General features: G+C 44.0%; 13 protein-coding genes and 1 pseudogene. 7 read left to right on the top strand and 7 right to left on the bottom strand.

What is annotated here, in order from left to right:
• Positions 1-84 precede the first annotated feature (84 nt).
• Positions 85-6,990 (bottom strand): type I polyketide synthase, encoded by a 6,906-nt coding sequence (locus F8S12_RS26190; RefSeq protein WP_196519215.1) that lies wholly within the window; start codon positions 6,988-6,990, stop codon positions 85-87.
• 911 nt (positions 6,991-7,901) lie between these two features.
• Positions 7,902-8,702 carry a response regulator transcription factor gene (locus F8S12_RS26185; RefSeq protein ID WP_196519214.1) on the bottom strand — a complete coding sequence of 267 codons (801 nt, stop codon included), beginning with the start codon at positions 8,700-8,702 and terminating at the stop codon, positions 7,902-7,904.
• A 412-nt stretch (positions 8,703-9,114) separates the two neighbouring features.
• Between F8S12_RS26185 and F8S12_RS41765 the strand changes: the two genes are divergently transcribed.
• From F8S12_RS41765 to F8S12_RS26160, 6 genes and pseudogenes are all read left to right on the top strand, one after another.
• Positions 9,115-9,249, top strand: coding sequence for a hypothetical protein (locus F8S12_RS41765; RefSeq protein ID WP_269144851.1), 135 nt, complete (start codon positions 9,115-9,117; stop codon positions 9,247-9,249).
• Positions 9,250-9,579: 330 nt separating this feature from the next.
• Positions 9,580-10,479 carry a hypothetical protein gene (locus tag F8S12_RS26180; protein ID WP_196519213.1) on the top strand — a complete coding sequence of 300 codons (900 nt, stop codon included), beginning with the start codon at positions 9,580-9,582 and terminating at the stop codon, positions 10,477-10,479.
• A 121-nt stretch (positions 10,480-10,600) separates the two neighbouring features.
• Positions 10,601-11,182 (top strand): NADPH-dependent FMN reductase, encoded by a 582-nt coding sequence (locus tag F8S12_RS26175; protein WP_196519212.1) that lies wholly within the window; start codon positions 10,601-10,603, stop codon positions 11,180-11,182.
• Between the two features lie 598 nt (positions 11,183-11,780).
• Positions 11,781-12,083, top strand: coding sequence for a hypothetical protein (locus F8S12_RS26170; RefSeq protein ID WP_196519211.1), 303 nt, complete (start codon positions 11,781-11,783; stop codon positions 12,081-12,083).
• 16 nt (positions 12,084-12,099) lie between these two features.
• Positions 12,100-13,327: pseudogene (locus F8S12_RS26165) on the top strand (RNA-guided endonuclease InsQ/TnpB family protein).
• Positions 13,328-13,451: 124 nt separating this feature from the next.
• Positions 13,452-13,940, top strand: a complete 489-nt coding sequence (locus F8S12_RS26160; protein WP_196519210.1) for a hypothetical protein — start codon at positions 13,452-13,454, stop codon at positions 13,938-13,940.
• A 308-nt stretch (positions 13,941-14,248) separates the two neighbouring features.
• On the opposite strand, the gene F8S12_RS26155 is transcribed toward F8S12_RS26160, so the two are convergent.
• The 4 genes from F8S12_RS26155 to pilM form a co-directional block, all read right to left on the bottom strand.
• Entirely contained in the window at positions 14,249-16,789 is a 2,541-nt protein-coding gene (locus tag F8S12_RS26155) for an AMIN domain-containing protein (RefSeq protein WP_196519209.1), read from the bottom strand.
• Between the two features lie 172 nt (positions 16,790-16,961).
• The gene (locus tag F8S12_RS26150; RefSeq protein ID WP_196519208.1) at positions 16,962-17,726 is read right to left on the bottom strand and encodes a pilus assembly protein PilO; all 765 of its coding nucleotides are present in this window, start codon (positions 17,724-17,726) and stop codon (positions 16,962-16,964) included.
• Positions 17,723-18,499 carry a PilN domain-containing protein gene (locus F8S12_RS26145; protein WP_196519207.1) on the bottom strand — a complete coding sequence of 259 codons (777 nt, stop codon included), beginning with the start codon at positions 18,497-18,499 and terminating at the stop codon, positions 17,723-17,725. Before F8S12_RS26145 ends, F8S12_RS26150 begins: the two co-directional genes overlap by 4 nt.
• A gap of 4 nt (positions 18,500-18,503) precedes the next feature.
• Positions 18,504-19,610: a type IV pilus assembly protein PilM gene (gene pilM, locus F8S12_RS26140; RefSeq protein WP_196519206.1), complete on the bottom strand. Its 1,107-nt coding sequence runs from the start codon at positions 19,608-19,610 to the stop codon at positions 18,504-18,506.
• 141 nt (positions 19,611-19,751) lie between these two features.
• On the opposite strand from pilM, the gene F8S12_RS26135 reads away from it, so the two are divergent.
• Positions 19,752-21,035, top strand: coding sequence for an ABC transporter substrate-binding protein (locus F8S12_RS26135; RefSeq protein ID WP_196519205.1), 1,284 nt, complete (start codon positions 19,752-19,754; stop codon positions 21,033-21,035).
• 190 nt (positions 21,036-21,225) lie between these two features.
• Here the strand turns inward: F8S12_RS26135 and F8S12_RS26130 are convergent, their stop codons facing one another.
• Positions 21,226-22,518: a bifunctional folylpolyglutamate synthase/dihydrofolate synthase gene (locus tag F8S12_RS26130; protein WP_196519269.1), complete on the bottom strand. Its 1,293-nt coding sequence runs from the start codon at positions 22,516-22,518 to the stop codon at positions 21,226-21,228.
• Positions 22,519-22,534: the final 16 nt, after the last annotated feature.

Genomic DNA, 22,534 nt, shown 5'->3' with positions numbered 1-22,534 from the left:
GAGTTGGTAAAATTTGAGGTTGAGCGTGATGGTGTTTCAGTGCTTGATTCATAATCTTCACGCTCGCAGCAAAGCAACTGCTGATTAAGTGGACTTGATATCCTGCACCACCAGAGCAACCATTTTTTCAAAATCTCGTGTCAGTCTAACAGGGAAAGTGAGGACTTTGAGTTGACCATTGGAAGCAGTATCAAGGAACAGAACGCTGTCTCCTTCTATACGGTCGATTACTAAGTTAATCGTTTTAGCCTCAATAGCTTTACGTAAAGCTTCCACAGCCGTCCAAATTCGCGTACCAGCATGAGCTACTGAACTTTTACTACTAAGTAACTGTTGCATTAACCCATCTCGGGAATTACTTAGTAAAGCCGTCCAGTCTTCTCGTGTTCGATGTGTCACTGACTCAATATCACAACCTTGCGGTCCTCGTCCAGCAACACAAATACAAACACGCTCCTCATGGGAAAGAGAAACTTCCACTCCTTGGTCTTCTAGTCCATCAACCATCGGTTTTCCAGACTTTGTCCATTTAATCTGGATCTCTGGTATCAGATTGGAATTACTGCGAAGTAATTGACCGATAGTTTTGTGGAATAGGGGCAGTTCTCGTTCGTGACGCTCTGTTGCCGATAGAGCATGTATACGAGGAAAGTAGGCCAAGGAAACTTCTGGGGCAGCAACTCTGAAAAGTTGGGCTTGATTGCTCAATTTTCTGCGGAGAATCCACTCATCCCTTTGACTAGGATCGGCCAGTTCTTCCACAGTAGGATTATCTTTGCGATGCTCTAGTATCCGCAATTGATACCCATTCAGCCTTTCTACAAGTTGCCCATCTGGAGTAGTGGCAAAAACACTATTGTTATACTGTTTGCCTTCCCGACCTTGAGGCTTAGTGATGCCGATATAAGAAGAAACATCATCATTTGGTTGGTAGATATCAATGCTGTCGATGTGGATGGGCAAGCAAATGTCTTGCGGAATTACCAGCTGTCCAACTTGGAGTAGTGAATCTCTGCAATACGGGTCTCCAAGCCAGAATGGCCCTTGTGCCCGATTTAAACTGTCTTGTTTACCCCCTACTGAGAATGAGTTTATTTGTGTTCGGAATACACACTCTCGGGAATTTAGGGTATAAATCTGCTGCAAGCGTTGGAAGCTGGAACCCTGGAATAGCAACCAACTGTAGAGATCAGCTTGAGGCTCAATATCCAGAGGCGCTTCTGGAAGTTTAATATACTCCTTTGGTGGGTTTTTTTCTACACCCAATACAAATGTAGCAGAAAAATGGTTGATAGCGAATCCTGTTTGCTCAGTCTTAATCGTCACATATACCCTCTGCAAAGAATTCTTAAACTCTTGTTCAGGTACCTCCGCCCGAATTTCAATGTCCACTCCCTTATCTGGGTCTACGACTATAGGACGCTCAAGGCGAACATCTTCAATGCGAATCGCTGGGAAGCTTGGCTGCTGCGTTACATAGGCAACTGCTTGTGCCATAGCTTCTAAGCCAAAGACAGTTGGAAAAAGGTAAGACCCCTTGTAGAGGTGATCCAACAGGTACGAATCCCGCTCCAAGCTGAGGTGCGCCCGTGCAACAATCTCCACCCCAGGTTCGCATAGAAGGATTCGCTCCAGAAATTTTAACTCAGCACGAGGTAAGAATCTTTGTGGATACCAGGTATCTAAGCCGCTTGACTCAAAAGCAGATAGAGCTTGCATTGGGGCTGCAACTACAATGCGGATATCTCCAGGGTCGTTCTTTATCAGATGAAGGAATCGAGCTACGCCCACATCTTTGGGAATCGCCTTAATCCCAATCTTAGCGAGGTTTCGAACGCTTCCCATCCGTACACCCATCCCCACTTCTTCCCACACACTGAATGCGATTGCGATCGTAGCGGTTTGTGGGTGTTGAGCTTTAAAGCGGCGTAAAATCAGATCCAGAGTTTCGTTGGCGAAGCCATACCAAGCATTGCGTTGCATCCCTGTGATGCCGATAACTGACGAGAAACCAGCAAAAAGCTTCAGTGATGTGTTTGCAAGCGCTTGACATAGATTCAGGACACCTTTGAGCTTAGGTTTGACTTCATCAAACGCCGATTCTGCAGATACCTGCTCTACTAACCGGGGCTTGTTGAGGGCAGCCCCATGAAGCACTCCTGCGATCTCGCCTAAATCTTGCTGTACTTGCTTAATGAGAGACGCTACCGAGTCAAAGTCTGAAATATCACACTCATAGTACTGGCAAATCAGTCCCTCGGCATTGAATCTTTCAAGAGTGCGGGCTATTTCTGCACTCCCGCCTCCACGTCTTTCAATGTTTCCGTTAGGGTGCGGTGAGCGACCGATGAGTGCCATACGAACCCCTGTATCCCGAGCTAAAGCTAGGGCGCACTCTGCCGTGATCCCCTTTCCTCCACCAGTAACAAGAACAACATCGTCAGATGACCATGTTATTCCACGGCTTTGATACTTTACAGGTTCTTGCACCTGGGGCCGGGGAACGTAGCGAGTTAAATGCTCGTCATAGCCCGCAGTCATATAGACATGTGCGGTGGAGAGTTCTCTAATCACGCATTCAGCCAGCTTGGTTGGAATTACTGTAGGGGAGAAATCAATTACCCGCACTTTCAGATCAGCCCGCTCAAGATGAACGCTGGCGGCAAAACCAATTGCACAGCATTGCTCAATATCGGCTAGTGGTGGTTGTGTGCCGAAATGTCCCCCACCAAATTGGACATACGCTACCGTTGTATGCTCACGGGAAGCACCTGCGATCGCAGGTGGGGTAGCTACGCTGCGTAAACGTTCAATCATATCGAGCAAACGACCGTCTGTTGAGGACTCTACGCTCGTTGTCCGGGGAAGCACAGCAACGAAGTGAGTGAAATCGATGCTTTCAATTAGTGCCTGAGTGCCTGCCTCGGCAAAGGATACGGTTTGAACTAAAGCCCCTTGACTGTGGAGTTGACCGCACAATGCCTCTGCTATGCCTAGTTCGCCGGATTCACAGAGGATAAGTACGTTTGCGGTTTGCCATTTTTCCTCGGAATGTTTGCCTAAGGTAACTGGTGTAAATTCCTCTACAACTGCTTGGACAATGTAGTCACGCACCTGAGCCTGGCGTTTGTTCTCAGGCATTGCTACTGGCAAATCAGTAAGGTTTTTAGCTTCGGTAGCTTCTTTCAAAATAACGGCTGATCGATTCTTAGTTCCATTTGCTTCGTTCAGTACCTCTACCACCGCTCCACCATTACTGGTTCCGTTCCTTTCTGAAACAGCTATCCTAAGTGCCTCAGCAACCTCTTGGATGGTTGCGTTGGCCAGAGTTGTCGGGTCAATTATGCCTGCAACACCAACTTCCTTAGCTGCGGTAGCGATCACTTCCCCTGCTTTAATGGAATCTAAGTTGAGATCATCCAGCAGTCTGATCTGCAGGGTGATACTCTCTTGTGGAAATCCTGTTTGTTGGGCAATGAGGTTTATCAGTAAATCTTCGATTCTTAAGGTAACAGTTGACCCATGTTTAGCTCCATTTGCTTCGTCCAGTACTACTGCCGCCGCTCCACCATTACTGGTGTCGTTCCTTTCTGAAATAGCTATCCTAAGTGTGTCAGCAATCTCTTGGAGTGTTGCGTTAGCCAGAGTTGTCGGGTCAATTATACCTGCAACACCAACTTCCTTGGCTGCGGTAGCGATCACTTCCCCTGCTTTAATGGAATCTAAGTTGAGATCATCCAACAGTCTAATCTGCAGTGTGATGCTCTCTTGTGGAAACCCTGTTTGCTGGGCTATCAAATTTACAAGCAGGGTTTCAATACTAGCGGCTCGATTGGAACTGATAGAAACACTCTGCTCTGGTACTGACTTAGGCACATCAGGAATAGAGACGTGGGACACACCACCTGGCTGATTGACCTTTGAGGGATTGAAAGAGGCAGAAAGTAGTGGCAATGTTTGCAAATCTGCTCGAATTACCTCTGTTATAAACTTTCCTCGTTGAGTAAAGTAATCAGATAGCAGTTCCCACGGCACTTGGCTCTGTTGAGTAAGTACAGAAGAGTGAAGCGCAAACTCAGATACCTGTGGGGTGGGAGATGTGTTTACTGTTGATACTTGGAACGGTCTTTCTAAAGGATTAACAATGAATGCGCGTTCTGATGCTAAAACAAAGGGGTGGACAAGACGGTTCTCGTAAAGAGTTTCCCAGTTAATTTCACCGCCATAGACAAATAGAGCGGACAGCATAGTGTTCAGATCCTTGTCAAGCCCCGGTTTTGATTCCACAGGGAAACAATGTGGTCCGTTTGGACCAACAATGTCATTGACTAGACCAGAGAGAACTTTCCCAGGACCTACCTCTATAAGCACATCACAGGTCTGCACCAGCGTTTTCACTAAAGAGACAAAATCAACTTGCGCGAGGACTTGATTGGCAAAATACTCCCGCAATGGTAGCCCCAATAATGGTTGGCGTCCGTCCACACTTGAGAATAGCGGTACGGTCATCTTCTCAAGCGTATCTGGCATCAGTTCGTGTTGACCTAGTCGTTCAGCCGCAGCCGAAACCAGTTGAGAATGAAAGCCATTGGAAACCGGAAGCTGAACTGTTCGGATCCCTTCGGTTGTAGCCAGCTCCATGACCTGCTCCACACTCGTCTGCTTACCAGAGATCACCATCTGCTGTGGACTATTGATGTTTGCCAGAACAGCGTAGCCACTAACTCGTTCCAATAGTGCCTCGGCTGTCTGCCGGGAACAAGTTAGACTTGCCATAGCGCCAGGGCCATTATTGCCGTTTACAGGTACGGACATGGCCTGTCCTCGAACCGCAGCTAGACACAGGAGAGTCTTCTCGTCAAAGGCACCTGCGGCGTGAAAAGCACTAAGCTCTCCAAGGCTGTGACCACCTACTGCAACAGGCTTAACGCCGAGACGATCCAGGTAACGCATCCAAAGCAGCGAATTCAGGCAGATGGCTGGTTGAGCCACTTCAGTTTGTGCAAGTTTTCTTGACCATTCCGCAACCTGCTCCTCATTGATAGCGCGGTCGAGTGGGACATAAATAGATTCTCGCACCCCTTGGACTCCGACATCGCGCAGCCAGGTATCAGTCTGTTCCACCAGTTCTTGTGCCCAGTTATAGCGCTCTACAAGCGATCGCGCCATATTTAATCGCTGGGAACCCTGACCGGGGAACAAAAAGCCTACTCGGTTCTGTCGAACGGCATTTCCAAGCCAGACTTCTTTGTTTGGGCTGATAACTACCTGTCCTTCAGAAGGGGGTGTTTCACGCAACAATTTTTCTAAAATATTGAGACTTTCAATCAACTGCTCAGGCGTACCCGCGATTACTGTTGCCCGAATGCGTAGTTGCGGTTCTAGTTCGCGGGTCAGGTGTGCTGCAAGATCAATTAGTTCGCCTACGCTCAACCCTTCTGCCGTCTTCCTCACAGCCCATGTGCGTCTAAGCAAATCAGAAATAGATGCGGCAGAGAGTACGAATATTTCCGTCTCCTGACTGGAAACCAGCAAAGACCGCTCCTCAATAGATGGTTGAAGATGAACCGCTGGAGCATCGCCAGATTCAAGGGTCACGTGACAATTAATGCCACCGAATCCGGCACTGGTAACTCCTGCACGCAGGCTCTCATTTTGGCTCCGAACTTCTCCTTGAAGAATTGGGTAAAGACAGTGGGCGGAACTCTTAAATACTGCGTTCGGTTCCTTGCAGCCAGCCAACGGTGGCAGAATACGGCGGTTTACCGCCATAACTGCCTTAATTAAAGCCCCAACACCCGCCGCCGCTTTGGTATGACCGACTATGGATTTGAAGGAGGTGACACCACACGAACGAGGAGCTGCCTCACCGTAAGAATTCATTGCCAGGGCAATACCTTCGAGTTCTACGCGATCGCCGACAAATGTACCAGTGCCATGCCCCTCAATGAAATCAACGGTATGGGGGCTGTAATCGGCTCGGTCATACGCACGGCGCAACGCCCCAGCTTGTCCTTCGCTGCTAGGCGCTGTGAGTCCGCCTTTTCCATCAGACGATATTCCCCATCCATTCAACACTGCATAGACATAGTTACCATCAGCGCGAGCATCCTCTAAACGCTTTAGAACTACAAAACCGCACCCTTCACCCGGTATGAAGCCACTGGCTTTTCGGTCGTAAACTGTCATATCTTGGTTAGTCAAGGCACCAGTCTTAGCAAAACCAATCAGTTCAAAAGTGTCCAGGCTGATATCTACGCCACCGGCAAAGGCAAGGTCTAAATCACCATTGGTCAAAGCGGTAGCAGCGTTAGCCACGGCAATTAGTGAAGAAGAGCAGGCACCATCCACTGTGTAACCACCACCGTGGAAGTTAAAGAAGTTGCAAATTCTGCCTGCGATCGTGTTGGAAAGGTTACCTGAAAGCGTGTCCTCGGTAATTGGTGAGAACACAGACTTATAATACTCCTCCATAGTTTCCGTTAAGGAGGTTATAAGTTGTGGTGGAAGGCTCTTTGCCTCTGCTGCTGCAATTAATGCACGTTTGACATAGGGCCAACGCAGTCGCAGGTTGGTGGATCGCGAAAACTCTCCTGTCATCGTGTTTCCAACTAACACACCAGTACGTTCAGTGGGAATGTTTGTACGTGTGTAGCCAGAATCTTCTAAAGCCTGTAGTGCGACTTCTAAGGCCACCCAGTGAGCAATATCTGCGGTCTCTACAACTGTTTTAGGAATTCGCTTACTGACCCAGTCAAACTCAAATCCATCAATGACAGCCATACGGCTTCCATAGGTTTTGTCTGGCACTGTGGAATCTGGATCGTAATAATCGGAAAGGGGCAACCGCTGATCTGGTGTTCGCCGAAACTGTTGCCGCCGAGCGAGTATATTTTCCCACAGTTGTTGTAAATTTCGTGCGTTGGGATACCAACACCCCATTCCAATAACTGCAATAGCAGGAGCAGATGCTTTGATACGTATGTCCATGATTAAGATAAGCGAAAATGATTTTTGAAAATAACAGATTTTTGAGTCTAAAAGTATTACCCAGTAAGGCTTAAGGAACCAGTAAACTTTCAGGCTATTTCGTGCTTTTCTGACTTGGTATCAAGGATAGGAGAATAGGAATTTATTCTTTGATGTGGGCAAGTAAGGCACATTCAGTAGATTACAAACTTTCAGGAACCAACATAAAAATAAGGGTTACAGCCCTCGTGAATAAGGAGGGAAATAGCACTCCTCTAATAGCGAAGCGATCGCTTGAAAGCCACCAATGGTATCGGCTGAAATCTTGATTAAAACGTGCTTTCTTAATGTCCTCGCGTTTTTCTGGAATGTCCATATGGCAAGACTTCTAAAAAACTTTGTGATTTACTAACATGATCATTATCTTCTCAAAGTTTAAAAGATTTAAGAGTGATAGACAATAACTAATTTGGTGAAAAAACTAACAATTATTGTCCTACTTTCAGTAGCTCACAAAGTTTCAGGAACTAATATAAAAATAAGGTTTTCAGCCCTCGTGAATAAGGAGGTAAATAGCACTCCTCTAATAGCGAAGCGATCGCTTTAAGACCACCAATGGTATCAGCTGAAATCTTGATTAAAACGTGCTTTCTTAATGTCCTCGCGTTTTTCTAGAATGTCCATATGGCAAGACTTATAAAAAATTTTGTGATTTACTGACATGCTCATTATGTCTTCTCAAAGTTTAAAAGATTTCAGAGTGATAGACAATAACTAATTTGGTGAAAAAACTAACAATTATTGTCCTACTTTCAGTAGCTCACAAACTTTCAGTAACTAATGTAAAAAGAAGGTTTTCAGCCCTCGTGAACAAGGAATTAATGTCCTGGAATGTCCATGTGGCGAGACTTATAAAAAACTTTGTGATCTATCTACTGAATACAGGTATTGCAATGCGCCTTTCTCCAGGCTTGGGGAGTTGTCCCATGATATTGGCGAAACTGGCGGAAGAAATGAACCATACACTGATAGCCCACCAATGCAGCAATCTGCTCCACTGTTTCTGAAGTTTCTACCAGTAAGGAACGTGCTGCTACCATTCGGCGCTGAATAATCCAACTTTGCAGAGTTTGTCCAGTTTGATGTCGCACCAGTTTAGAGAGGTAAGTAGGGCAATAACCAATTGCCAGGGCTACGTCGTTGAGAGTAATTTGTTGGTGATAATTAGCCTCAATAAAATGAAAGACTTTTTTCAACTGGGGGTTGGACGGAAAAATCAATTGAGGTGTAGTCGGTGTCTTAGTCTCAGTTTCGGGTGATTTTAAGAGTGACTCGGACTGTGCAGCATACGACTTTTGGAGCAAGACTCGTTTTTCCAAGCAGGCTCTTATTGCGCTCAATAATTCCTGTACGGTACAGGGCTTAGTGAGATAGTCATCCGCTCCCATTTCCATTCCTTTGCGGATGTCAGTCCGAGTCATTTTGGCAGTGACAAAAATAAAGGGGATAGTTGCTGTGGGAGGATTTTGGCGTAGCGTGGTTATAACGCCGTAACCATTGAGTTTTGGTATCATAATTTCGCTGATTATCAAATCGGGTAACTCTTTGTGTGCTTGCTGGACGCCGATAAGACCGTTTTCAGCACCTATAGTGTAGAAACCTTTAGCCTTAATACCTTCTAGAAAAAGGTTTCGGGTTGAGGCTGTATCTTCAATAACCAGAATTTTTTTCACCGTCTCCTCCGAAAATATTGCAATTAATAATGGTGGCTTTAATTGACACAGCGTTATATGTCACCACTAATTGCACTTGTGCAGTCATGATACAGGCAAAAGTTAGGTGTTCTGGGCTTGAACTGCCATGTCTATATATTAATCAGTTCCTTTCGTTAGTTTTACGGAAAGTTCTTTTTTTTGGGAAAAATCGTAGTTTAGCCAGCGAAGATCGCCGTTTTAGTCACAATCTTAATTTCCTGGTATTGTGAGGCGGCTACAGTCCAGCGCTTACTGACCAGTTTGTAGTTTTTTGTAATTTTTTATCGTAACCTGTAAGCAAAAATCAGGATGTTCCAGCAGTTCTTCTCTTTTGTAGCAAGTAATAACCTCAAATGCAGGATTTACGTAGCAAAGCTGCCTACCTTAAAAAATGAAAATCATCACCTCAGTCATTTCCATCAAAGAGCAAAATCTAGCGCACAAGAGTATTGGAAAGTGGTTTTTACGTAAACGCGGTTTTCCTGGTGTCCAGCCTGGGGACTTTCCGCGAGGTTTGGGTGGTTGAGCAGGAGTACCAATCGCTGCGAAAACTCCTCCCATAGCTTGAGCGACTCGTCCGGAGGTCAATTTACCCAGAGATTTTTATTAAAGTAAAGGATTATTAGTCACTATCTCACGAGCTAACTACAACTCCACAAGTCATTAAAGGTATTAAGTCACTTGATCGCTCACATTGCTTAGGGGTACTAAATTTTGCTACAGTCCAATGGAGCATCCACTTTTGGAAGCGCCAAAAGGGGACGCTCCTCTTCAATGTAGCGCGTTGCTTTAAAAGCGATACTATCGCAAGCACTATTTTATCTTCTTTGCTTGTCAAATTATCAATAGGTTCTATATGTTGAGAAAACACTTTAATTTTCCAGAAATACATTTTAGGTCTGTGGTGACTGCCGCCATCATTTTGACCAGTTTGGTAATCACAGATCGACCAGCTAAATCCGCTGTGTTAGCTTTGAGTGATGACAACTCAATCGCTGCATTTGACCCTGATTTCTCAAATATTCCCTCAAATAATGGCCTTCTCTTCTGGACTGTTGACGATGTAAATCAATTATTCCAGAACCAATTCTGGTATCGTATTGGCAGCGAAGGCAGAGAAAATTCTATTAGTACTCTTAATTTGATTGACCTCGATCAAGCTCAACCAGCTGACAACCAGTTCTCCGTTACCTACGCAGGTATTGACTTTCATATTGCGCTCAACTTGAGGTTGGATGGTGGCGCACAGGGCAGTGGCATATCTAGCTTATTCGAGAATATCACGATTAAAAACACTGGCTCTAATCAGTTAGACTTTCACTTCTTTAACTACACTGACTTTGACCTCACTGAAAATGGTGAGCAGGACACAACAAAAATAGCTAGTAGTATAGCCACGCAGTTGGATAATTTTACTTTTGCAACCGAAGTGATTAACCCAGTAGCGAACTACTATCAGGTGTCTCCTTTTCCTAACATCCTAGATGCATTGGAAGATGATGTTACCACCACCCTGGCAAATTTTTCCGAACCTCTGACTGGTGACAATGCTTACGCTTTCCAGTGGGATTTGGTTCTTGAGCCAGAACAATCTTTCTCAATCAACAACTACAAATCCATTGCCCCAGTCAAATCAGTTCCTGAGCCGACGATGACGTTAGGCTTTATAACCTTTAGCGGTTTGATGCTCATTCGTGACAAGTTAAGAAAACTGCGTTGTATTGCAAAAACTAGGGCTGGTCTGGTAGGAAAGTAGTTGTGCCAATAGTGGTTGTGAGCCTCTTGCTAATCGAACATTTGGAAATCTTGATGAAGAAGATGCTAACTTCAGCTTGTGGCTAGACTTTGAACTATTTAGTTGTTAAAAATTATTGCTTATGAGCTTCAAAACAGTAGTCTTCTACGGTTCTTACAGGAGCGATCGCCAGGGCATCAAAGCTGCTAGATTCATGATTGACCAGCTCAAACAAAGAAACCATGAGGTGATTTTTGCAGATGCAAAGGAGTATGACTTTGGCATCTTAGACAGGATGTATAAAGAATATGCCAAAGGTCAGGCTCCTGCAAAGATGGAAGAACTGGCAGAGCATATCCGAACAGCAGACGGTTTCGTAGTTGTTGCCGGAGAGTATAACCATTCCATTCAGCCAGGGTTGAGCAATCTAATGGATCACTATTTAGAAGAATACTTTTTCCGTCCTGCTGGTATTGTTTCCTACTCAGTTGGTGGCTTTGGAGGAGTGCGGGCAGCTATACAGTTACGCGCTTTTCTGACAGAGATGGGAATGCCTACTATTTCAAGCATTTTTGCCATTTCCAAAATTGGGGACTCTCTCTCTGAAGCAGGTGGTTCACAAGAAGTTGCTTTGACGAAAAGAGTCAGTCAATTTTTGGATGAATTAGAGTGGTACGAAGAAGCATTGCAACGACAAAGAAAAGAAAAAGGAACCCCCTTCTAATCAAGTCAGCCCTACCTGCTTTGTATACCAATTAACTTAAAGGTATTCTTAAACAAATGTCATTCCACTACATTTGTCATAGTTCCATTAAGCTGTCGCACTAGATAAAAATAATGGTAATTACCTCACCAGAGCAAAGATTTAGCCGCACTATAATACCTGATTAGGGTGATGAAATTTGATGTAATCGCTCCAAATCCATTCAGAGGATGTTTTAAAAGTCCTATTTTAGGTATCAAAACGTTCTAGATCCTCCTAAATCCCCCTTAAAAAGGGGGACTTTGATTCTGTTTCCCCCCTTTTTAAGGGGGGTTAGGGGGGATCAATAAGTGCCTAAGATCACAGTAAAATACTTTTCAAACAACCTCTCAGACTCCCGACAGATAGCTTGGTGTATTTCGTGTGAGTATGCCTCTGAATATAGTCATATAGGAATATGCTTTATCGCTCTCATATATGCAATTAGACGCTTGAAAAGAGATTTGCCTAAATGCTTTAATTCTATTAAATAACTTACAAGTAAATGTCAGTCTATTTTCAATAGACCATCGATAATCTTTGTAAGTTAATAATTTTTAGCTAAGTGGCAATTTCAAATATGCAAAATACATTAGTTGATAAAACCTTCCGTGACAGCGATGGCAATATTGTTTTAGCTCAGATGCCAAACCTACCGCTTATTGTTTGGATAGTAACCAGTTTACTTGCTCTAATTTTTACAACTGGCAAAATCAATACAGTGCTAGATGTACTGGCAAATGGCTCATTGTTTACTTGGGCGTGGCTGGAATTATTTCAAGGCGTTAATTATTTTCGCAGAGCGTTGGGTCTTGCCGTATTTATCGGTATTATCGCATCAAAAATTATTAGTTATACTAATTATGGTAACTTAAGAATGTAGTTGGTTGGTCGAGCCGATGATAATTTACGAGTTTAAAGTCAAAGGAAAAGACAAGCAATACAGGGCGATAGATGACGCTATTCGTACATCTCAATTCATCCAGAATAAATGCTTAAGGCAGTGGATGGATGTTAAGGGTTTGAGTAAATACGACCTAAATAAATATTGCGCTGTACTTGCTGATTTGTTCCCTTTCGCTGACGAACTCAATTCAATGGCTAGGCAATCTGCGGCAGAACGTGCATGGAGTGCAATTAGTAGGTTTTACGATAACTGTAAGAAGAAAGCCAAGGGTAAAAAGGGGTTTCCTAAGTTTAAGAAACACTGTCGTTCAGTAGAGTATAAAACAACTGGATGGAAGCTTTCTACTGCTCGCAAAGCCATAACTTTTTCAGACAAGAAAGGTATAGGAACCTTGAAGTTAAAAGGGACTTACGATCTTAATCACTACGACATTAAGCAGATTAAGCGTGTCCGTTTAGTGCGTCGCGCTGACGGGTATTACGCTCAATTTGCGATAAGCGTTGACCAAACTTTTGTTACTCAACCTACTGGTCAAGTGGTAGGTATTGACTTGGGATTAAAGTATTTCATTGCTGACAATAAAGGCAACGTTGAACCATCGCCCCAGTTTTACCGCAAGTCTGAGAAACAGTTGAACCGTGCTAATCGCAAAAAGTCCAAGAAGTACGACAAATCCCGGAAGAAAGATAAAAAGCCGCAATCAGCCAACTATCACAAAGCTAGAGTTAGGTATGCCCGTAAGCATTTAAGAGTAAGTAGGCAGCGAAAAGAGTATTGCATCTTATTAGCGTACTCCGTCATCCAATCTAACGATTTGGTAGCCTATGAAGATTTGAATGTGAAAGGCATGGTTAAAAACCGACATCTAGCTAAATCAATATCTGATGCTGGTTGGTCAACTTTTCGTCAATGGTTAGAGTATTTTGGACATAAATATGGGAAGGTAACGGTTGCTGTGCCTCCCCACAATACAAGTCAAAATTGTTCTAACTGTGGTCAAAAGGTTAAGAAGTCTCTATCTACAAGGACTCATGTTTGTCCTCACTGTAACTATGTAGAAGATAGGGACGTAAACGCCAGTATCAATATTCTGAAACTTGGATTAACTACGGTGGGGCACACCGGAAGCTACGCTTGGGGAGATTTGACATCAAAGGGCAGTTGGTGCAAGCCTGCTGTCTAACGGCGAGTCAGGGAACCAAGAATCCTCGTCACTTTAGTGCGGGGAGTGTCAAAACGGACTGAGTAATTAACCATCTATTGGTTTGTAAAGGTTAGTTGATATTTCTTGTCAAACTGTAAGTAAAGTTACAAACTAAGAAATATAGTACACGCAATTATTTTATGACTGCTATTTCTAACCTTAAATTCAAACAGCCAATTTGGCAAACTGCTATCATATTGACTTTGGGCTTTTGGCTCAGTGCTAGTTTATTTTTAGACTGGGTAATCATGCCTAGCCTTTATCTTTCCGGGATGATGAGCCAAGCTGGTTTTACTACAGCAGGCTATACGATTTTTTGGAATTTCAATCGCGTGGAATTGTTATCTGCTGCTGTAGTGTTGACTGGGGTACTAGCTTTAAGCAAAACACAATATCACTGGCATCTTGAGGGTATTGTTTTATCTGTCCTGCTGCTAACTATAGCTATGCTTGACACTTATTTCTTAACTCCCCAAATGTGCGCTATAGGAGTTCAACTCAACTTTTTTGAAGCTGCTGCTATTCCATCGACAATGAATTTACTACACGGCAGTTACTTGGTACTGGAAGTAGTTAAGGTGGTGGTTGGTAGCACACTTTTAAGCTGGTGCTGGCGGGAGCAAATTTAGGTAAAATGTGAAGTATAACAGCGAAAATGCCCACTTTTACATATCACACCAAAGACGCAAAGAATTTTTAAGTAGTCATGCAAAATTAAATATATATTGTGGAAGAAAACGCCACTTTGTTAATAACTCTTGTTCTGCACTCATTAGCATTCACCCACTACTGTTAATACTTCTATTGTGATTGGGTATTTTTATTCTAGAATGACATTTAAACTTAATCCGTGAACAAAAAGATCCCCGACTTCTTAAAGAAGTTGGGGATCTAAGCCTTGTTTAGAGGTGACTTATGTACCTGCTCATCATCTTTATTACCTACCAGGAACTTTCAACCCCCGACGCTCAAGAACTTGCCGCACATTTGGGCTAGGGGTGTAGTTATAGCCGTAGGAGGAGTTTTCAGAGTCGTCCATAATCTGAGGTGTGAGTAACACAATTACCTCTTGGCGCTGGTTGGATCTGTTTGTACTTCTAAATAGCGAACCAATCAGTGGAAGATCACCCAAAATAGGAACCTTAGAAATAGTTGTCCGGTCTGTGTCTTGAATGATGCCTGAAAGAATCAGTGTTTGACCGTCTCGCAGGCGAATCAAGCCAGAATTCAGCGATCGCTCAGATACCAAGAATATTGTTTGGTTATTACCTGAAATATTCAGTACAGCTGAAGATTGGGGTGCTTTGACAACAGGAGCCACTGATAGGGATACAAAACCATTGTCATCAATCCGATCAATTTTAACAGCTAGGGTTAAACCCACATCTGTTTTCTCAGCTGTAACAGTTTGCACAGAAGTATCACCACCACGAGTTGTTTCGCTCTTGATGTTTCCTACCACTTCTTGGGTGAGTTTGACATTAGCCGTTTGACCTTCTTGCACAATTAAGGTAGGGTCAGTCAAAATTTTGGCGTTGCCATTTGTAATCTGAGCTTGCAAGCTAGCGAGTAACCGTCTGGGGAACTGGTACAAACTTGGTAGAGCAGCTGTTGCTGTTCCCAAAACTCCTGGTGCGAACGTAATTACTCTACTGGCTGGAGTACCAGGGGTAGCAGGAACGGCAGGAACGGCAGGAACAACCACAATACCATTCTCAACAACAGCAGGAACGGCAGGAGTACCAGCAGTACCAGCAGTGGCAGGAATATCTGTAAAAGTGGTTACATTTGGTGTTCCCTGGGTAATGTCTGTTAAACCCCCTTGGAATGGATCCCCTGAAACCCCCGCTCGACGGTTAAAGAATGATTGAGCTTGTCCTGGTACATCGCTTGTTAACTGCCCATTCACAATTGTTCTGTCGCCTACTCCAGTTCCTGGAATAGGAGCGGTGGGGTTATTTAAATCCAGGAAAGTATTACCACCACTATAGGGATTAGCAGTAACAGGCGCACCACCGCTTACATTGCTTCTCGCTTCAGCGCTAGTAGCTGGTCTGGAACCACCAAAATTCAGAGATGCGGCACCGCTATCACTGCTAAAGTAGTTGTTACCAACCCCAAAGGAAAAACTGGTGTTGTAGTCTTGGGTATTCAAGAGGTTAACATCGATAATTTTGACGTTAACTACCACTTGACGACGGCGGATATCAAGCTGAGTTACTTGAGCCATTGCCATTTCAACTAGCCTGGGAGGGCCAATCAAGGTTAGAGAATTAGTCCGCTCATCTCCTAATGCCTGTAAACCTCTCAGTAATGGGCTAGAGTCTTGAAAATTAACGCGTTGAGTTTCAACTCTGCTTTCCGTGGTCGTCTGAGTTTGGGTAATAGGCGCAACTCCAGTACCCACAGGTATGGCGCTAACACTGGTAACTTGTCGTTCTCGGCTGACGGCACTTTCTGCCCCCAAACCGACCAAAAAGTTCAAGGCGGTTCCCACTGTTACCTGATTAAGTCGCAGGCTACGCATAACCAAATCACGGGTCGCATTAGGTAGTTTACCTCCTACAAAAACTGTACGACCACTGCGATTAGCTTCTAAACCACTCAATCGCAAAACGTAGTTAAACACATCTTGCACTGGCTCGTTTTCTATATCTAAGGAGATTGTTTGAGAAACTGCTGGTGCTTTATCAGCACCACTTTGCTCACCTCCCACATAAGCCAAGTTCAAACCAGCAGCACGGGCAAGCAATGACAAAACCTCACGCACTGGCGCATCTCGCAGTACTAAACGAGGTACACGTTCCTGAGTTCCTAAGTCAATGCTGCTAGGAGAAGCATCAGTATTAGAGATGGCAATATCTCCTACAGGTGGGGCGACGGCTCTAGGTAAGAAAGGTGGAGCCTGACTCACAGGTTTACCTGAACCAGCAGCTTGTGCCGGTTGTCCGTTAATCGTGATTTCCGGGTTGGGAACGAGAACATCTGGCTTTTGACCGGATTGGGCTGGAGTAGTAGGCGGTGCTGTGGATGTTGGCGCTGTTGGCCTTGGTGCTGATGCTGTAGTGCCACCAGATGGGCTAAAGCTGAGTGTAATTCCATTTGGCGATCGCACCACAGGTTGACTGCCAGGTGTATTGTTGCTGCCAGTTACCGTTACCCGGATACTATTGGCATCAAGCTGATTAACCTCCACAGACGCAATTCCTGGTGCTGGACTATCTTGACGAAAACTATTACCTTGTGGTAATCGTAATTGAGTATTGATAATATCTGCGACTAAAGCCTTGCCTCTTTTTGTAGTGAAAACTTGGGGGCGCGACCCTGAAGAAGTTTTCAAAACAACGTTAACTCCACCATCAACTGGATTTAACTGGACATTAGTAACTTGACTAATTTGTGCCAAGACTGGTTGAGCTGCCAAAAACAAAAAAGCGGCAGTACCCAATATAAAACTATTACCGTGAAGCTGTTTCACAGTTCATTCCTCACCTTATAAAACCTTGTTTACAAACAATTTTGAGTAGTTCGCTACGAGTGCCGAGTTTTAAAAGTTAGGAGTAAAAATTTAGTAGTTAAGAATGAGGAATGATAACTTAGAATTCCTAACTCCTAACTCACAATTTCTAACTCTAATTCCTAACTCCTAACTACTTTTTCGGGGCAGTTTTAGCTGCTGCGGCTACTTCTTCTGGACTAAGTGGCATTAATACCTGTAGCTGGAATGATGTATTAATCGCTGCTGGGCCTATCTGCACCGGCGTTTTATCTAATGGGGATCTTGCCTCTACTGGAGCCAAAGTTGCTTGATAATCTTTAACTATTAACAAAGGCTGTAACCGTTCAATGTTACGAATTATCGATTGTGTTTGTTCATAAGTTCCAGTAATGTCAGCATTGATACTGCTGCGTTGCAGTTTGCCGTTAACCTGTAATCCTAGACTTCCATCGATAATTGGTTCTGGTTTTTGGGAAACCGGCACAAATTTCTTCAGTTTGGCTCTCACTGCATTAAGAGAAGTTTGAGTATTGCCAGACTCAACTAAGCGGTTCAGATCCAACAGCAATGTATCCAAGGTTTTCTCATTAGCGAATAAAGCTAAAACTTGAACCTTTTGCTGCTTTGCCTGTGCTAGTTCGTCTTTAACTTTGTCAATTTGTTTGATATTGGCTTTTTTCTGCTCAATTTGCCCTTGCAGTTCCAAGCTTTTTGCTTGCTGCTGCTGATAGCTTTCCCAAGCTGGCATCAAGAAGTTTAAAAATATATAACCTGCTGATGCTAAACCAACTACCCCCACCAATATCCCAATAATTTTTGGTGTGAAGGCAATACCAAATATCACCGGTGAGGCTGGCGTTGCCTGATCGAATTCCCCACCATGTTCGGCAAAATTTAAATCATCACTCAGCGTCATTTTAAAATGACTCCTGTTTGTTGCATATTACGAATTCGAGTCACTAACCCCACTGTGCCTTTTTTTTCCAACTCCCGGATTAATTCCGAAGCTGGAACATCGCTCATACTCGATTGAATAGTGTATTTAACTACTTGGGGTGGCTTAATTATTACAGCATTGGTAGGCTGATCCACACCTGGTATTAAAGGAGCATCTACTAACGTTGCCGTCAGAATTCTGCTTTCTGTGGACTTCAAGAACCGAGATTGTTGTAAACTCAATAAGAAATCATTGACATCGTTAAAGGAACGAGCCAGTCCGCTAATTTCTAATCCTCCGGCGGGATTGTTTGGTGGCTGACCTGCTGCTGCCGCAACGGGTGGGATTTGCTTGATGTTCTCGATTTGCACTGCCGCAGGGATGCGATCGCGCAAATCTTGCAGCATGGCTGACCAAGGACGAATTTGGTCAAATACAGTGACTAAAGCTTGGGTTTCCCCTTTAATTGCGATCGTCTCTGCTTTGATTTTGTTAAGATTTCCTATTTCTGTATCTAACCTTGTGCTTTCCTGATTTAGTTGTGCTATTGTCCCTTCTAATTCAACAATCTTCCCTTGCAAAAACCACCAACCAACTCCCAATAAAACTGGAAGACCTATTCCTAGCCCAACTCCCACATACACTGGTGTCAAATTCCCCGTAGGAAACTTTAGGGCTATTCCTCCCTTTCTGTCAGGCTTTTTCTGGTATGCTGGGCGGTCTTTAAGAAAATTAACATCTAAGCTGTACATTTTGTTACACCTCCCGCATTCCTAGACCGAGTACGATCGCCAAGCCAGAGCGTTGTACCTGTGGATATTTATCAGTGTCAACTTCCAAGGACAAAGCCCCTATTGGATCTATTTGGGTAGTTGGCAAGCTCAATCGTTGGGTAAAGAATTCATCTAGCTGTTGAAGTCCACCTCCTGGCCCAGCTAATAAAATCTGCGCTACCTCCAAATTTTCACTTTGATTGAGGTAAAAATCGATGGAACGGCGCAGTTCATCTGTTAGTTCTCCCAATACTCTCAATATGGCTGCCATACCAGGATTGAGTTCAGTAACACCAGTTTTGCCACCGTCTATGGGAGTTGGGGGAATAATCATTCCATATAACAGTTCCATATCTCGTGATGTAGGTAAGCTCATTGCCCTAGCAAGGGCAGTTTGCATTTGATAAGTCCCGATTGGGACTGTGCGCGAAAATTGCGGCACTCCGTTCACGATGATGGCAATTTCTGTACTGTCGAACTCTATATCAACTAGTACTGCTGCTTCTTGCGGCCCAAATTGTCGCAGTTGCTCACGAATAGTCCGAATCAGAGCAAAACTATTAATTTCTAAGACATCAATTTGTAATCCTGCCTGCTCGAATGTACTTATATAGGTATCCGTTATCTCCTTGCGGGTGGCAACTAAGAGTATGTGAACTTTTTCAATGCCATCTTCATCTACAAAGTACCCAAGTTTCTGATAATCTACATCAGCCTCTTCACGAGGATAGGGTAGATACAAACCTGCTTCATGGTTTAGCACCATTTCTCGCAGTTCTTTGTCATCTAACTCTGCTGGCACAGGTATTATCCGAACGATAGAATCTCGCCCTGGTACACCAGTAGCAACACGAGAAGTTTTGATTTTGCTATCAGCTAGCGCCTGCTGGATTAATTGCGCCATTGCTGCGGGGTCGGTGATTTGACCATCGATAACTATCCCTTCTGGAACTGCTACCGATGTAAAGGTTTCTAGTTTCAAGCCTTGACGCTGCTTACGTAGTTGAACTACATTTACCCTTTCGGGAGCAAGTTCAATGCCGACCCCTTTATTCGATTTGCCAAACAGACTTTTGAAGTTTTTAACCACAGTTGTGCCCGCTGGACTGCTAAATTGAAAATTCAAATGATACTAAGAGACTGACTTGGTGCTAAGTAATTTATTTAGCCTATAATCTCGACAATTCTGACTAAGCTTTTCATACTCATCAAGCGTAAAAATACTGGGAAAATGATTCAATTGCGAAAATTTAAACAACTTGTTGCTTTGGGACTGCTTGGCTTATTGACCAGTTGGATTGTAAGTTGCAGCACAACTACAAAACAGGCCAGTTCAGGAGCGGCAACTGTTGAGTTTTGGACGATGCAACTCCAACCTGAATTTACCGACTACTTCAAAAGCCTAATAACGAATTTTGAATCGCAAAATCCAGGTATAAAGGTTAACTGGGTAGATGTACCTTGGGCGGCAATGGAGAACAAAATTTTAACAGCTGTATCAGCAAAAACACCACCTGATGTAGTTAACCTCAATCCGGGTTTTGCTTCCCAACTTGCCGGACGAAATGCCTGGTTAGATTTAGATGCGAAAGTCCCAAACGATGTACGTTCCTCCTATCTACCGAATATCTGGAAAGCAAGCACGCTTAATGGCAAGAGTTTTGGGATTCCCTGGTATCTCACCACACGGTTAACCATTTATAACACTGATTTATTAAAACAGGCAGGTATCAATAAAGTACCTACAACCTACGCAGAATTGGCACAAGCAGCCCAACTAATTAAAGATAAGACGGGGAAATATGCTTTTTTTGTGACTTTCGTACCGCAAGATTCCGGTGAAGTGCTGGAATCTTTCGTGCAAATGGGAGTCACCCTAGTAGATGCTGAGGGTAAAGCGGCGTTTAATTCAGCACAAGGTAAGGCAGCATTTCAGTATTGGGTAGACTTGTATAAAAAAGGGTTGCTTCCTAAAGAAGCTTTGACCCAAGGACATCGCCACGCGATCGATTTATACCAATCTGGAGAGACTACGTTTCTAGCTTCTGGGGCAGAGTTTCTTGAAACGATCGCTAATAATGCCCCGAAAATTGCTCAAGCTTCGGGAATAGCACCTCAATTCACTGGTGACACTGGCAAGAAAAATGTTGCGGTGATGAACATAGTTATTCCCCGCGATACTAAACAACCAGACAGCGCTGTGAAGTTTGCTTTATTTGTTACCAATGACGAAAATCAGTTAGCCTTTGCTAAAGCTGCAAATGTCTTACCTTCTACAATCAAAGCATTGTCGGATAGTTACTTTAAAGATGTTCCAGCTAATGCTTCAACACTGGAAAAAGCGCGAGTTATGACTGCCAAAGAACTGCAACAGGCAGAAATATTAACTCCTACTTTGAAGGATTTCAACAAACTACAAAAGGCAGTTTACGAGAACTTGCAAGCAGCAATGTTAGGCGAGAAGACTGTGGATAAAGCTGTAGAAGATGCGGCGCAAGGGTGGGACAATAGGTAAATTCGTAATTCGTAATTCGTAATTCGTAATTCGTAATTATGATTTACGAATCATATTGCAATACGCTTGGGTTAAGATCCCCCCGCCTGTGGCGACCCCCTTAAAAAGGGGGTAAAAGAGAGAGATATGAGCAAGCCTTTTTAAGGGGGGTTGGGGGGATCTCCGAACACTAAATATCACTAATCCAAGCCTATTGAATTATATTGGTGGTTGCTAAAAAGTCACCGACTAAATAAAGGGAACCACACAAAACGATTAAATCGTCTGTGGTGGCGGTTGAGGTTGCGGCTTCTAATGCTGTGAATAAATCTGGATAGATTTGGCGATCGCTTAATTCGGGACAGAGGTTATAAGCTAGGTTTGCTAATTCGTGTAGATCGGCGGAAGTTCGACCCGGCGAAGGTTCTGCTGATATTGGTACTAAATAAAGGCGATCGCCTGGGCGCAGTAAGGCGGTAAAAATATCAGCATGATCCTTATCGGAAAACATTCCCATAACCCAGTTGACGCGCTTGTGGTTAACTGTATCTAAGCTATCGACATAATCGCGCAGTACTTGAGCGGCGGCTGTATTATGAGCGCCATCAAGTAATAATTTATGGTTTTTCCAGGTAGTCCATTGCATCCGCCCCGGCCATTGAGTTTTTGCCATGCCTTGAGCGATCGCTTCTTCAGAAATCTGCCACCCCTGTTGTTGGAGAATTTCTAAAGCTGCTATTGCCAAAGCTGAATTAGTTAATTGAATCTGTCCCGCTAATGGCAACGGATATTTAATTAATTTAGAATTTTGAATTGTTTGATATTCTGCCCATCCTGGGGCTAGTTGACGGGCGGGTTGAGGTGTAAAAATCGGGCATTGTAATTCTAAAGCACGCGATCGCACAACTTTCTCTGCATCTGGTGGCAATGTTCCAACCACAACGGGACATCCAAATTTGAGAATACCTGCTTTTTCTCTAGCAATGTCAGCGACGGTAGGGCCAAGTTGCTGCCAGTGTTCTCGGCTAATGGAAGTGATGATCGTAACCAAGGGTTCCAAGCAGACATTTGTAGCATCTAAGCGCCCTCCTAATCCGACTTCTACCACAGCCACATCGACTTGCTGCTGGGCAAAATACAACCAAGCCGCCGCCGTAATTACTTCAAACTGAGTTGCTGATTCGTCCTCAGCACGAATAACCGCTTGGACTTTTTCTAATAATTGCCTCAATTCCTCAGTGGAAATTGGCTGTTCATTCAAACAAATACGTTCTGTCCAATCAACTAAATGGGGTGAAGTGTAGCGTCCTGTACGATAACCAGCCTCAGTGAGTACCGAGGAAAGATAGGCACAGACCGAACCTTTGCCATTAGTGCCAGCAACGTGAATTACTGGAATTTGGTGATGGGGATTGCCGAGATTTGCCAATAGGTTGACAATGCGATCGAGTCCTAAATGGACACCAAAGCGTTGAAGAGGTTGTATTACAGAATTGATATTCAAGGAAGGGGAGTGGGGG

This window comes from Nostoc sp. WHI, from assembly GCF_015714725.1.
GTDB lineage: Bacteria > Cyanobacteriota > Cyanobacteriia > Cyanobacteriales > Nostocaceae > Nostoc.
Note: the sequence above shows the minus strand (reverse complement) of the source record. Positions and strands in the feature narration are given on the sequence as shown.

Excerpts from the sequence above, each read along its gene's own strand:
- F8S12_RS41765 (WP_269144851.1), top strand. The coding sequence starts at position 9,115 with ATGAAAATCATCACCTCAGTCATTTCCATCAAAGAGCAAAATCTAGCG.
- F8S12_RS26160 (WP_196519210.1), top strand. The coding sequence starts at position 13,452 with ATGACTGCTATTTCTAACCTTAAATTCAAACAGCCAATTTGGCAAACT.
- F8S12_RS26190 (WP_196519215.1), bottom strand. The coding sequence starts at position 6,990 with ATGGACATACGTATCAAAGCATCTGCTCCTGCTATTGCAGTTATTGGA.
- F8S12_RS26170 (WP_196519211.1), top strand. The coding sequence starts at position 11,781 with ATGCAAAATACATTAGTTGATAAAACCTTCCGTGACAGCGATGGCAAT.
- F8S12_RS26145 (WP_196519207.1), bottom strand. The coding sequence starts at position 18,499 with ATGTACAGCTTAGATGTTAATTTTCTTAAAGACCGCCCAGCATACCAG.
- F8S12_RS26175 (WP_196519212.1), top strand. The coding sequence starts at position 10,601 with ATGAGCTTCAAAACAGTAGTCTTCTACGGTTCTTACAGGAGCGATCGC.
- F8S12_RS26135 (WP_196519205.1), top strand. The coding sequence starts at position 19,752 with ATGATTCAATTGCGAAAATTTAAACAACTTGTTGCTTTGGGACTGCTT.
- F8S12_RS26180 (WP_196519213.1), top strand. The coding sequence starts at position 9,580 with ATGTTGAGAAAACACTTTAATTTTCCAGAAATACATTTTAGGTCTGTG.
- F8S12_RS26150 (WP_196519208.1), bottom strand. The coding sequence starts at position 17,726 with ATGACGCTGAGTGATGATTTAAATTTTGCCGAACATGGTGGGGAATTC.